The sequence below is a fragment of the Nakamurella sp. A5-74 genome (assembly GCF_040438885.1).
Taxonomy (GTDB): domain Bacteria; phylum Actinomycetota; class Actinomycetes; order Mycobacteriales; family Nakamurellaceae; genus Nakamurella.
The window spans coordinates 3046661-3059234 of sequence record NZ_CP159218.1 but is presented as its reverse complement, the minus strand read 5'-3'; the positions used below and the strand labels follow the sequence as shown (position 1 = coordinate 3059234).

Below are 12574 nucleotides of genomic sequence, written 5' to 3'. Positions count from 1 at the left end.
CCGTGCCTCGGGTCGGACGTGCCCCCGACCGGATACGGGTCGGGGGCACGGACGGTCGTCGGGGTGGTGTCTACTCGAGGTAGTCGCGCAGGACCTGCGACCGCGACGGGTGGCGCAGCTTGCTCATCGTCTTGGACTCGATCTGCCGGATCCGCTCGCGGGTCACGCCGTAGACCTGCCCGATCTCGTCGAGCGTCCGCGGCTGGCCGTCGGTGAGCCCGAAGCGCAGCCGGACGACACCCGCCTCCCGCTCGGACAGGGTCTGCAGCACCGACTGGAGCTGGTCCTGCAGGAGGGTGAAGGAGACCGCGTCGACCGCGACGACAGCCTCCGAGTCCTCGATGAAGTCGCCGAGCTGGCTGTCGCCCTCGTCGCCGATCGTCTGGTCGAGGCTGATCGGCTCCCGGGCGTACTGCTGGATCTCCAGCACCTTGTCCGGCGTGATGTCCATCTCCTTGGCGAGCTCCTCGGGCGTGGGCTCGCGGCCCAGGTCCTGCAGCAGTTCGCGCTGGATACGGCCGAGCTTGTTGATGACCTCGACCATGTGCACCGGGATCCGGATGGTGCGCGCCTGGTCGGCCATCGCGCGGGTGATTGCCTGACGGATCCACCAGGTGGCGTACGTGGAGAACTTGTAGCCCTTGGTGTAGTCGAACTTCTCGACCGCGCGGATCAGGCCGAGGTTGCCCTCCTGGATGAGGTCCAAGAACGCCATGCCGCGGCCCGTGTACCGCTTGGCCAGTGAGACGACGAGGCGCAGGTTGGCTTCCAGCAGGTGGTTCTTGGCCCGATCGCCGTCGCGGCGGACCCAGCGCAGGTCCCGCTCGAGCTGGGCGTCGATGCCCTTGCTGGAGTCCTTGGCCCGCTTCATCATCTCGACGGAGTAGAGCCCGGCCTCGATGCGTTTGGCCAGGTCGACCTCTTCCTCGGCGTTGAGGAGTGCGACCTTGCCGATCTGCTTGAGATAGGCGCGGACCGAGTCGGCGGAGGCGGTGAGCTCGGCATCCTTGCGGGCCTGCTTGAGCGCCTCGGACTCCTCCTCCTCCTCGTCCTCGTCCCAGGTGTACTCGCCCGAGGCGGGCTCGGCTTTGACCACGGGCTTCCCGGCGGCGTCGACGGTGGGGGTGCTCTCGCCGTCGATGTCCGCCTCCTCACCCTCGGCCAGGGCTGCGGCCTCGGGGCCGGCTGCGCCGTCGGCGGGCGCATCGGTCGCGGTCTTGGTGGCCGCCTTGCTCTTCGCCGTGGTCTTGCGCGGGGTCGCCGGCTTCTTCGCTGCTGTGCGCTTGGGGGCGGTCTTGGGGGGTGCGACGGCGGACTCCGCCGTGGCTGCCACGTCGGTGGCCGTCGTGCCGTCCGGGACAGCCTTCAGCGCGGGGTCGGCCGCAGCCTTGGTCGTCCGCTTACGGCCCGTGCCGGTCGTTGCTCCGGATGCGGTTGAGGAAGTACTCGCTGCGCCAGCCACTGGTGACCTTTCACATCCTGATGTTCTGGTTCGATTTCCGACCTGATCCGACGCACGCCACGGTCGGGATCCATGCGGATCCTCGAGGACTGGGAGTGGGCCGGGAGTCGGCGACTCATTCATTGTAGCCGCGGTCAGTGCGTTGTGGTAACGCTCGTCCGTCGTCGACCGCGGGGGTTGTAGCCGCGGGCAGACCTCGGGTCAGGACTTCTCGATGCCCTCGACCGCAGCGAGGGCCGCGCCGGCGATGCCGGCGTTGTTGAGCATCTGGGCGACCACCAGTTCGGTCTTCAGGTGCAGTCGCGGTACCCACTTGTCGGCCTTCTTGGAGACGCCACCGCCCACGATGAACAACTCGGGAGACAGCAGGGCCTCGAGCTTCTGCAGGTACTCGTCGGCCCGCTCGGCCCACTGCTCCCACGACAGGCCCTTGCGGTCCTTGGCGGAGGCTGCGGCGCGGTGCTCGGCGTCCTCCCCGTGCACCTCGATGTGACCCAGCTCGGCATTCGGGATCAGGACACCGTCGTGGACCAGCGCGGTACCGATGCCGGTCCCGAAGGTCACCATCACGACCAGTCCGTCGCGTCCGCGGCCGGCACCGAAGCGGGCCTCCGCCAGACCGGCGGCGTCGGCGTCGTTCAGCACGGTCACGGCGCCGGGCATCACCGGGGTGGTGAGGTCGACCAGGGACTCACCGACCCAGCCGGGGTCGACGTTGGCGGCGGTGAGCACGGTGCCGTGCTTGACGACACCCGGGAACGTGATGCCCACCGGGCCGCGGTAGTCGAAGTGTGCGGCCACCTGACCGGCGGTCTTCGTCACGGCCTTCGGGGTCGCCGGCTGCGGGGTGTCGATGCGGAAGCGATCTCCGATCAGCTCACCGGTGGCGAGGGAGACGATGCCGCCCTTGATGCCGGTGCCGCCGATGTCGATGCCGAAGGCGCGATCAGGTGCGGCAGGAGACATGGTTCCTCTGTTCTGTGGTCAGGGGTCGGCGGTCAGCAGGACTGGAGACGGTCAGCAGGACTAGAGACTAGGACGGGCACACCGCGGAGGGCAGCGGCGGGATGGACAGCGCCGACCGCGACAGCTGCACGGTGCGGCCGTCGAACACCGGTGGGGGAGCTGCCGCGTCGCCGATCGCCGCGAGCTGGGCCTTCACTGCATCCGGCGTCGAGTCGAAGGTGTAGAGATCGCCGATGGCCACATCCACCGACTCGTCGACCCGGTTGTCGACGACCAGCTGGGCGCACGGCATGAGCATCAGCGCGGTCCTGGCCGAGGCCACTCCCGCGTTGCCGTACCGGATCTCGCCCACGCAGCGCAGGTCGTTGGCCGGGTACAGCGGGTCGTTGGTCACCTCGCCGATCTGGTCGAAGCCCAACGTGCGGAGCTCGTCGGACAGCGTCTTCGCCAGGCCGTGCTGCTGCGAGGCGTTGAGGACGTTGAGGGTGAACGCGTCGGGAGCCGCCGGTCGGACCTGCGCCAGGGTGTTCTTGTCGGTGAACGCGCCCAGCGAGGTGGTGGTGGTCCTGGGCGCTGCGCTGGAGCGCGACGCGCTGCTGCGGGCGGAGGAGCCAGACCCGCCGGAGGGCGGGCGGCCGGTCGCGGCGCTCGAGCGGGCGGACTGGGAGGTGCTGACCGGCGCGGCGCCCGGTGTGTTGCATCCGGTGCCGAGGGACGGTTCGGGCTTCAGCGCCTGGAACCAGATGTACCCACCGCCGAGGAACAGCACCCCGAGCACCGTCAGGATCGGCCAGCGTCGACGGCGACGATAGCGGTCGGCTGTCGGGTCGGTCGTCACGCTGACAGGGTAGAGGTTGTCCGGCCGGGAACACGCAGAGCAACGTCGGGCAGCGTGTTGACGCCCCGGTATTCCCCCCGAGCGCTGCATCGGCTATGGTGCTGCCGCCCGAGCAGATGAGTGCGTCGCGGGTCACTCGGCGGTGCGGGCACAAAAGTGGCTGCCTGCGCGTTGGCACCGGCGACGACGACCCAGGAACGCAGACGAGATGGAAGTGGGTAAGGACCGATGGCAACCGATTACGACGCACCGCGTCGCAACGAGTCGGACGAGGTCGGTGAGGATTCGCTCGAGGAGCTGAAGGCCCGACGCAACGAGGCTCAGTCCTCTGTGGTGGACGTGGACGAAGGTGATACCGCCGAGTCGTTCGAACTGCCCGGCGCCGATCTCTCGGGTGAAGAACTCACCGTGAAAGTGATTCCGAAGCAGGCTGACGAGTTCACCTGCTCGGTGTGTTTCCTGGTGCAGCATCGCAGCCGCCTGTCGTCCGAGAAGGGCGGCCGGATGGTCTGCGTCGACTGCGCCTGAGCAGTACGTGAAGGTGGTTCGGGCGCGAGCTCGTTCCGTCCGGACCACCGGAGCGGTCGATCTGGATTACCGTGGGAGGCGTGAGCACAGTGACGACGAAGATGGGTTCCTGGTTCAAGCGCCTGACCACGGACCCCGACGAGGCCGAGGCCGAGACGTTGAGCTCGGAAGTGGCGGCGAACCCGGAAGCTTGTGCTGCCGGCTCCTGTCGTCAGGGCGAGAAGGTCGCCCTGCTGGGTCGGCTGCGGTGCGTCGACCTTCGACCGGCTGATGCCCTGCAGTCGTTGACCGCCGAGTTGTACGACGGCACCGATGCCGTCCAACTCATCTGGGTCGGCCGACGCTCGATCCGTGGCGTCGAGCCCGGCCGCACGATCAAGGTGCGTGGCCGGATCGGCTTCCGCGGCGGCGAGAAGGTCATGTACAACCCCGAGTACGAGCTCCTCCCTTCCAGTCAGTGAGCGCACCCGACGGTCCCGGCCCGGCCGAGGCCCGCACGGACAGGTTGTCCGCTGTTCCGCCGCAGGCCGATCCCCAGCACATCGCTGAACCGGCCGGTGCCACCGCAGCGGCGGCCGGCCCACCGGCGGAAGCCGACAGCGCCGCGCGCATGCCGTCCGCCTGGGAACAGATGGGCGGCATCGGCGGGATGATCGACTCCGCCGTGCCGGTGATCGCGTTCGTCATCATCAACGCGATCGCCGGACTGACCCCGGCCATCATCGGTGCCCTGGCGGCCGGTGTGCTCATCGCCGTCATCCGATTGATCCGGCACGAACCGATCAGTCAAGCCGTCGGCGGACTGTTCGGCGTCGGGATCGCCGCCTTCATCGCCGGCCGGTCCGGGGAGGCAAAGGGTTTCTTCGCCTTCGGCATCTGGATGTTCGTCGTGTACGGCGTCGTGCTGTTGATCTCGATCCTCATCCGGTGGCCGCTGATCGGCGTCATCTGGGAGAACCTGAACGGCCGCGGCAACGCATGGCGGCAGGACCGGAAGATGGTGCGGCGCTACGACTGTGCGACCGCGCTGTGGGTGCTGGTGTGCGTTGCGCGATTCGTCGTGCAGCGCTGGCTGTACGACTCCGACCAGGTCGGCTGGCTCGCGTTCACCCGGATCGCGATGGGCTACCCGCTGTTCGTCCTGGTGATCATCGGGACCGTGCTGATCGTGACCGCCGGCTCCGGCAAGACCCTCCGCCAGCAATGGGACGAGGTCAAGCACAAGCGCGCGACCCAGCCGAAGAGCGCGCCGCTCACCTTCAAGGAGCGCTATCGGATCGCCGCCGAGCAGCAGGAACGCAAGGCGGCCGCCAAGCAGGCGGAGCAGGGCACCGACTGAACCGGGTCCCAGGACCGAGCACCTGCTGGGAGCTCGATCCCGGGACGCGCTGGTGGTCAGGCGGCCGCGCGCAGACCGTAGGTGAGGACCGCGTTGCCCATCGGGGTGATCTGGTGCTCCAGCAGCTGCAGGCGGGTGGTCGGCACCGACTCGTCGAACAGCCTGCGCCCGGCTCCGGCCGCGACCGGGTGCACCGTCAGCGTGAGGGCGTCGATCACCCCGCCGACGAACAACGAACGCGTGGTGGTGATCCCGCCGACGACCGAGATCCGGCCGGTTTCGCCGTTGGACTTGAGCGCGGTGACGTACTCGATCGGATTGCCGGTGACCAGCGTGGAGTTCCAGCCCAGCCCGCCGTCGGCAGCGCGGTCGGCGAGGGTCGTGGCGATCACGTGTTTGCGGACCGGGTTGATGAACGCCCCGAAGTCGTCGTTCTGGTCTGGCCAGTAGCCCGACCACTGGCGCCAGAGTTCGGCGCCGATCACGATGTCGGTGACGTCGGCGATCCCGCTGTTCATCAGCGCGCCTTCTTCGGCACCGAAGGCATCGAACTGCCACAGGTTCGGGTCCTCGACGACGCCGTTGATGCTGGCGAACAGGTGGGCGTTGACGGTGCGGCTCATGGTGTGTCCTCTCGTGGCGGGCGATGCTGTCAAGGAGGTTGACGACGCGGATCGGCGGAACTGATCGGTGCCGGCCGGGGAGGGTCCCACTTCATTCGCGGCCGAGCTCCGGAGGCAACCCGAACTGGGCGAAGGCGGTGGTGTCCATGAAGTGGGTGATCGCGCTGATCGCACCATCACGCACGTCGAGAACATGGATGGCGAACGGCGCCCAGCGGTCGGCGGCCACCGCGTGGTACACCGCCATCGCCGGACGGCCGTTCGCCCGGGTGATGAGACAGCGTGACCCCTCGCAGATCCGGCCGGGACCGTCCCACCAGGCGCGGATCGCATCGGTGCCGTGCATCCACAGCAGGTACGGCGGCATCGAGAACTCCGCGTCCTGGGTGAGCAGTGCAATGAGCGCGTCGATGTCGTAGCGCTCGAAGGCCGCCAGGTAGGAGCTGAGCAGGCGGAGATCGGCCTCCTCTGTCGGCGTCGGCAGCGCCCGCGTCCGGTCGGCAGCAGCGCACGAGGCCCGCGACCTGGCCAGCGCCGAGTTCACCGACGCCACGCTGAGCCGGAGCAGCTCGGCGCACTCGGCGGCCGACCAGTCGAGCACGTCCCGCAGGATCAGCACTGCGCGCTGCTTCGGCGGCAGCGTCTGCAGGGCGGCGATGAAGGCGAGCCGCACCGAATCGCGCTGCTCCGCGACGGCGGCCGGGTCTGCGGGGATCGGCAGTCGGTGGTCGGCGAACGGCGAGATCCAGGTGCTCTCCGGCAGCGTTCGTAGGGTCGTCGGGTCGTCCGGCGCCTGACCGGCCGCCGTCAGATCCACCGGCAGCGCGCGGCGCTGCGGGGCCTTGACCAGATCCAGGCAGATGTTCGTGGCGATCCGGTACACCCAGGTGCGCAGGGACGATCGGCCCTGGAAGCTGTCGGCCCGCTGCCAGGCGCGCAGCATCGTCTCCTGGACGGCGTCCTCGGCCTCCGACCACGAACCGAGGAAGCGGTAGCAGAAGCCGACGAGCTCGGTGCGGAACTCCTCGGCCAGCGACTGCTGTGTCGTCTGTGTCATGTCTTCCTCCGCCGGGGCCGGGGATGTCAGCTGACGGCGCGGCGGACCAGGTCCTCGACCTCGGGGGAGGCCACGAACAGCAGCTCGTCACCCGGCTCGATCGGCTCGTCGGGGGACGGCACGATGACGCGCCCGCCGCGCAGGATCGTCACCAAGGCAGCGTCGCGGGGGAGGTTGAGGTCGCGGACCGGTCGTCCGGCCATGGTGGTGTGCGGCGGCAGCGTGACCTCGACCAGGTTGGCCTGCCCCTGGCGGAGGGTGAACAGCCGCACCAGGTCGCCGACCGTCACCGCTTCCTCGACGAGGGCGGCCAGGATGCGTGGCGTCGAGACGGCGACGTCAACCCCCCAGGCGTCGGTGAACAGCCATTCGTTGCGGGGGTCGTTGACCCTGCCGACGACGCGGTTGACGGCGAACTCGGTCTTGGCCAGCAGCGACAGCACCAGGTTGACCTTGTCGTCGCCGGTGCAGGCGATCACCACGTCGCAGGTCTGCAGGCCGGCGTCCTCCAGGGAGGACACCTCGCAGGCGTCGGCGAGCACCCATTCGGCGTTCGGGATGCGCTCCGGCTTCATCGCCTCGGGGCTGCGGTCGATCAGCATCACCTGGTGGCCGTTCTCGACCAGTTCCGCCCCGATGGATCGACCCACGGATCCGGCCCCTGCGATGGCAACACGCATCAGTGCTCCTCCTCCGGTGAAGCAGCAGCGGCAGCGGCGATCGTCTTGATTCCGCCGGCGACGGCTCCCGCGTACACCAGGTCGCCTTCCTGGACGATGGTGTCCGCGGTGGGCAGCAGACAACTCCCGTACCGGATGACGAACGCCACCCGCACGGTGCAGAGCTCCTCGAGCTCCTGCAGCGGACGGCCCGCCCAGGCCTGGTGGTAGGGCAGGTTGATGATGGTTCCGGTGCCGGACGGGTCACGCCATTCCGAGATCAGCCCGTCGGGCAGGATCGCCCGCAGCAACCGGTCCGTCGTCCAGGGAACGGTGGCGACGGTGGGGATGCCGAGTCGCTCGTAGACCTGAGCACGTTTCGGGTCGTAGATGCGGGCCACCACGTTGTCGACACCGAACTGCTCGCGGGCGACCCTGGCGGCGATGATGTTCGAGTTGTCTCCGGAGGACACTGCGGCGAAGGCGTGCGCCTCGCGGATCCTGGCGCGCATCAGGGTGTCGCGATCAAAGCCCATCCCGAGCACCTGCTGGCCGGAGAAATCGACCCCGAGCCGGCGGAACGCCGTCTCGTCCCGGTCGATGACTGCCACGGAGTGACCGGCCCGGTGGAGTGCCTTGGCAAGAGCCGAGCCGACCCGGCCGCAACCCATGATGACGATGTGCACCCGTGCACCCTAGCGTTACCGGTTGCGGGGGTGCTGGTGACCTGAGGCAGCAGCGGACCGTGTACCGGCGCCTGCGGTGTCCGATCGTCACCGGGTGTGCGTATCCTTCCGCCGGTGGGAGGTGAGCGGTGTCCAAGATGACCTATGTGGCCAAGCGGCTGCTCGTCGGTCGACCGTTCCGGAGCGACAAGCTCGGGAACACGCTGCTCCCGAAGCGGATCGCGCTGCCGGTGTTCGCCTCCGACGCGATGTCGAGCGTTGCCTACGCGCCCCAGGAAGTGTTCGCCACGCTGGCCGTCGCCGGCGTCGGCGCGTACGTGTTCGCGCCCTGGCTGGCGATCTTGGTGTGCGTTGTCATGCTCGTGGTCGTCGCGTCCTACCGGCAGAACGTGCACGCCTATCCCAGCGGTGGCGGCGACTACGAGGTCGCCACCACCAACCTCGGTCCGACGGCCGGCCTGCTGGTCGCCAGTGCACTGTCGGTCGACTACATCCTGACCGTCGCCGTCTCGACGGCGTCCGGGGTGGCCAACATCGGCTCAGCGGTGAAGGTCGTCGGCGACCACCCGGTGCTGTTCTCCATCATCATCATCGCCCTGGTGGCGACCGCGAACCTGCGTGGTGTGCGGGAATCAGGCCTGGCCTTCGCCATTCCGGTGTACCTGTTCGTGGTCTCGATGGTGGTGATGATCGGTACCGGGATCGGCCGGTACGTCTTCGGCAGCGAGATGCGGGCGGAGACCGCCGATTTCCAGATCCCGGTCACGCACTCACTGTCGGGGCTGGCGCTGATCTTCCTGCTGATGCGGTCCTTCTCCTCCGGTTCGGCAGCGCTCACCGGGGTCGAGGCGATCTCCAACGGGGTGCCGGCGTTCAAGAAGCCGAAGTCCAAGAACGCCGCCACCACGCTGGCCCTGATGGGGCTGATCGCCGTCACCATGTTCGGTGGGCTGGTGTTCCTGGCCATGGTGACCAACGTGCACATCGTCGAGCAGGGCGGCCTGCTGATCGGCGCACCCGAGGGGTACTACCAGAAGACGCTGATCGCCCAGGTCGCGCAGACCGTGTTCTCCGGCTTCCCGATCGCCTTCTACGTCGTCTCCATCGCGACCGGCCTGATCCTGATCCTGGCCTGCAACACCGCGTTCAACGGGTTCCCGGTGCTCGCCTCGATCCTCGCGCAGGACAGTTACCTGCCCCGCCAGCTGCGGACCCGCGGCGATCGGCTCGCGTTCTCCAACGGCATCGTCTTCCTGGCGGTGATCGCACTGATCCTGGTGATCGCGTTCCAGGCCAACGTGACTGCGCTGATCCAGCTCTACATCGTCGGGGTGTTCGTCTCCTTCACCCTCTCGCAGGCCGGGATGATCAAGCACTGGAACCGCGAGCTCGCCAAGACCACGGACGAGAAGCGCCGCCGCCAGATGCGCCGGAGCCAGACGATCAATGCGATCGGTCTGACGTTCACCTCCGTGGTGCTGGTGATCGTGCTGGTGACGAAGTTCCTGGCCGGGGCGTGGATCGCGATCCTGGCCATGGGCATCCTGTTCGCCACCATGAAGGCCATCCGGCGGCACTACGACCGGGTGTCGCGGGAGTTGGCTGCCGACGAGGACGACATGGTGCTGCCCAGCCGGATCCACGGCATCGTACTGGTCTCCAAGCTGCACCTGCCCACGATGCGGGCGCTGGCCTATGCCAGGGCGATCCGGGCCGACACCCTCGAAGCGGTGATGGTCAACGTCGATCCGGAGGAGACCGCGAAGGTCGCCAGGGAGTGGGAGGACCGCCAGATCCCGGTCTCGCTCAAGGTGATCGACTCGCCGTTCCGCGAGATCACCAAGCCGATCATCGACTACGTACGCCGGGTCCGGAAGGACTCTCCGCGTGACCTGATCACCGTGTTCATCCCCGAGTACGTGGTCGGGCACTGGTGGGAACAGTTGCTGCACAACCAGTCCGCCTTGCGCCTCAAGACCCGACTGCTGTTCACCCCGGGCATCATGGTGACCAGCGTGCCGTGGCAGATGAGCTCGACCGAGGCCGTGCAGCGGCGGATGCGCGACGTCCCGATGGAGGTGCCGTTGCACCAGACGGGACGCAAGGACCTCGGGTGAGCGCAGCAGGCCCGTCGTCGGAGACCGTCACGGTGCCTCCCGATCCCGAGCACCCGCGGGTCGGTGACGAGATCCTGTTGGAGATCGGCCCGGTCGCGCACGGCGGTCACTGCGTCGCCCGCTGGGCTGGACGGGTCGTCTTCGTCCGTCATGCGCTCCCCGGCGAGCAGGCGCTCGTCCGGCTGACCGACACCCGCCACGACGGCTTCCTCCGGGCGGATGCCATCCGCATCGACCGGGCCGACGAGGCGCGGATCACCCCGCGCTGTTTCCACTTCGGGCCGGGCGGCTGCGGCGGCTGCGACTTCCAGCACGCGACGCTGCAGCGACAGCGTGAGTTGAAGGCGGCCGTGGTGGCCGAACAGCTGCGGCGGCTCGCCGGGATGGACGTGCCGGTCACCGTGGAGGAACTGCCCGGCACCGGCGACGGGTTCGGCTGGCGGACCCGGGTGCGATGGGGGCTGGACGCGGCCGGACGGATCGGGCCGCGGGCGACCCGGTCGCACGATGTCGTGGCGGTGAGCAGCGCGGCACCGTGCGAGATCGCCGCACCTGGGCTCTCGGAAACTGCTGCGGCACTGGGGGTTCCACCGGAGGTGGCGCTCGAGCGCGCCCAGGGGGCCACCCGCGGTCGCGACCGCGGCGGGGTGAAGCTGCCGGAGGTGAACCTGGTCGCGACCGGCACGGCTCCACTGGTGCTGTGGAAGCACGACGACGTGCCGACGATCAGCGAACACGCTGCGGGACGTGACTTCCGGGTGCGCGGTGACGGTTTCTGGCAGGTCCACCCCGCTGCTGCCGACACCCTTGCCGGCGCCGTCGACGACGCGGTGGACGGGTTCCTGGCGCCCGGTGGGGTTGCCTGGGATCTGTACGGGGGAGTTGGCCTGTTCGGCGCCGTGCTCGCCGACCGGGTGGGGCCGAGCGGGACAGTGGTGACGGTGGAGAACGATGCGCCGGCGACGGCTCTGGCGACCGAGAACCTGGACGGGCTCGCCCGGATCGTCGGTGTCACCGACAGGGTCGAGCAGCTGCTGGAGGACGCTGACGGCCCGCTGGGTGGGACGGTGGACGTGATCGTCCTGGATCCACCGCGGTCCGGGGCCGGCCGGGTGGTCTGCGCGGCGATGACAACCCGCGCCCCCGCGGCGATCGTCTACGTAGCCTGCGACCCGGCAGCACTGGCCAGGGACACCGCGATCCTGGCCGAGCACGGGTACTCACTCGACACCCTGCGCGCCTTCGACTGCTTTCCGCAGACCCACCACGTCGAGTGCGTGGCGCGGTTCCTGCCGGCCTGATCGCGGTCGAGCGACGATCAGCGGGAATCTCAGGTGGTCCCCTTCGACTCCTTCGTCGCTCAGGACAGGGAGCAAGCGGGGACGGGCGCGACGGGACCGGTCATGGATGGAGCGGTACCTCGTCTCCCTCGGTCCTCGGTCGCTCGATCACCGTTCGCGGGTCCATTCCAGCAGCGCCATCGGCTCGTTCGACATGATCGCGTCGACCCCGATGGCGGCGAGGGCGTCCCAGTCCGAGCGCTCGTCCGCGGTCCAGACGGCGACCGTCATCCCCGCGGCGTGCAGGGCGGCGACCTCCGCGGACGGATCTGGCCGGGCCAGCAGCAGCCGGTGGTGCGGGTGATAGCTCACTGCTCCCAGCGCGCGACATGCGGCGACGGGATCCTCGTCCCACTCGGCTGTGAGCAGGCCGAGCGGTCGGCCCGGCTGGATCTGCTGGACCGCCGCCAGCGCCTCGCGCTCGAACGACTGCACGAACACCCGGTCGTCCACCCCGGCGGCGCGCACCACGTCGAGGGTGGCGACGAGCTGCTCGGGCGTGTGCGGTCCCTTGATCTCCAGGAACACCCGGTGGTCGGCCGGCATCGCCTGCAGGAACTCCTGCAGCTCGGGAATTCTGGCACCCGCGAAGTCGGCACCGAACCAGGCCCCCGCGTCCAGCGCGCGCAGATCCAGTGCCCGGAAGTCACGCACGGTGCCGGTGCCGTCGGTGGTGCGATCCACATCGTCGTCATGGATCAGCACCGGCACGTCGTCGACGCTCGGCTGGGTGTCGGTCTCGGTCCACGGCACCCCGGCGTCCCAGGCGATCCGGAAGGCCTCCATGGTGTTCTCCGGTGCTGCCCGGGACGCGCCTCGGTGGGAGGCGGCAGCGGGTCGGGAGGTGGCACGCGGCAGCGGCGATGCGGTCATGAATCCCACTCTAGGAGGGCGGTTCGGGCCACGTCGGCGCAGTACCGCGCGGGTACAGTCGAGTGCGCTGACCGACAGGAGCATCC

At 69.0% G+C, this 12574-nt stretch carries 13 protein-coding genes; 5 read left to right on the top strand and 8 right to left on the bottom strand.

Annotated elements, in window-relative coordinates; translation table 11 throughout:
• Positions 1 to 70: 70 nt before the first annotated feature.
• From ABLG96_RS14080 to cei, 3 genes are all read right to left on the bottom strand, one after another.
• Positions 71 to 1462: an RNA polymerase sigma factor gene (locus tag ABLG96_RS14080; protein ID WP_353647994.1), complete on the bottom strand. Its 1392-nt coding sequence runs from the start codon at positions 1460 to 1462 to the stop codon at positions 71 to 73.
• Positions 1463 to 1663: 201 nt separating this feature from the next.
• Complete coding sequence (gene ppgK / locus ABLG96_RS14075; protein WP_353647993.1) at positions 1664 to 2428, bottom strand: polyphosphate--glucose phosphotransferase; 765 nt, start codon at positions 2426 to 2428, stop codon at positions 1664 to 1666.
• Positions 2429 to 2495: 67 nt separating this feature from the next.
• Positions 2496 to 3266, bottom strand: coding sequence for an envelope integrity protein Cei (gene cei, locus ABLG96_RS14070; protein ID WP_353647992.1), 771 nt, complete (start codon positions 3264 to 3266; stop codon positions 2496 to 2498).
• Positions 3267 to 3494: 228 nt separating this feature from the next.
• Here cei and ABLG96_RS14065 point away from each other — a divergent pair, with 228 nt between their 5' ends.
• From ABLG96_RS14065 to ABLG96_RS14055, 3 genes are all read left to right on the top strand, one after another.
• Positions 3495 to 3794 carry a DUF4193 domain-containing protein gene (locus ABLG96_RS14065; RefSeq protein WP_353647991.1) on the top strand — a complete coding sequence of 100 codons (300 nt, stop codon included), beginning with the start codon at positions 3495 to 3497 and terminating at the stop codon, positions 3792 to 3794.
• A gap of 80 nt (positions 3795 to 3874) precedes the next feature.
• Positions 3875 to 4255: an OB-fold nucleic acid binding domain-containing protein gene (locus tag ABLG96_RS14060; protein WP_353647990.1), complete on the top strand. Its 381-nt coding sequence runs from the start codon at positions 3875 to 3877 to the stop codon at positions 4253 to 4255.
• A complete protein-coding gene (locus ABLG96_RS14055; protein ID WP_353647989.1) occupies positions 4252 to 5133 on the top strand; it encodes a DUF3159 domain-containing protein in 882 nt (293 codons plus the stop codon). Before ABLG96_RS14060 ends, ABLG96_RS14055 begins: the two co-directional genes overlap by 4 nt.
• A 56-nt stretch (positions 5134 to 5189) precedes the next feature.
• On the opposite strand, the gene ABLG96_RS14050 is transcribed toward ABLG96_RS14055, so the two are convergent.
• The 4 genes from ABLG96_RS14050 to ABLG96_RS14035 all read right to left on the bottom strand — a co-directional run bounded on the left by ABLG96_RS14050 (position 5190) and on the right by ABLG96_RS14035 (position 8158).
• Complete coding sequence (locus ABLG96_RS14050) at positions 5190 to 5756, bottom strand: dihydrofolate reductase family protein (protein WP_353647988.1); 567 nt, start codon at positions 5754 to 5756, stop codon at positions 5190 to 5192.
• Between the two features lie 91 nt (positions 5757 to 5847).
• Complete coding sequence (locus ABLG96_RS14045) at positions 5848 to 6843, bottom strand: sigma-70 family RNA polymerase sigma factor (RefSeq protein ID WP_353651511.1); 996 nt, start codon at positions 6841 to 6843, stop codon at positions 5848 to 5850.
• Positions 6840 to 7493: a TrkA family potassium uptake protein gene (locus ABLG96_RS14040; protein ID WP_353647987.1), complete on the bottom strand. Its 654-nt coding sequence runs from the start codon at positions 7491 to 7493 to the stop codon at positions 6840 to 6842. The genes ABLG96_RS14045 and ABLG96_RS14040 overlap by 4 nt, the downstream gene beginning before the upstream one ends.
• Positions 7493 to 8158, bottom strand: coding sequence for a TrkA family potassium uptake protein (locus ABLG96_RS14035; RefSeq protein ID WP_353647986.1), 666 nt, complete (start codon positions 8156 to 8158; stop codon positions 7493 to 7495). Before ABLG96_RS14035 ends, ABLG96_RS14040 begins: the two co-directional genes overlap by 1 nt.
• Before the next feature lie 128 nt (positions 8159 to 8286).
• Between ABLG96_RS14035 and ABLG96_RS14030 the strand changes: the two genes are divergently transcribed.
• Together ABLG96_RS14030 and ABLG96_RS14025 are read left to right on the top strand one after the other, a co-directional pair.
• Positions 8287 to 10275 (top strand): APC family permease, encoded by a 1989-nt coding sequence (locus ABLG96_RS14030; RefSeq protein ID WP_353647985.1) that lies wholly within the window; start codon positions 8287 to 8289, stop codon positions 10273 to 10275.
• A 32-nt stretch (positions 10276 to 10307) separates the two neighbouring features.
• Positions 10308 to 11576, top strand: a complete 1269-nt coding sequence (locus ABLG96_RS14025; protein ID WP_353651510.1) for a TRAM domain-containing protein — start codon at positions 10308 to 10310, stop codon at positions 11574 to 11576.
• Between the two features lie 147 nt (positions 11577 to 11723).
• Here the strand turns inward: ABLG96_RS14025 and ABLG96_RS14020 are convergent, their stop codons facing one another.
• The gene (locus ABLG96_RS14020; RefSeq protein WP_353647984.1) at positions 11724 to 12488 is read right to left on the bottom strand and encodes a glycerophosphodiester phosphodiesterase family protein; all 765 of its coding nucleotides are present in this window, start codon (positions 12486 to 12488) and stop codon (positions 11724 to 11726) included.
• Positions 12489 to 12574 lie beyond the last annotated feature (86 nt).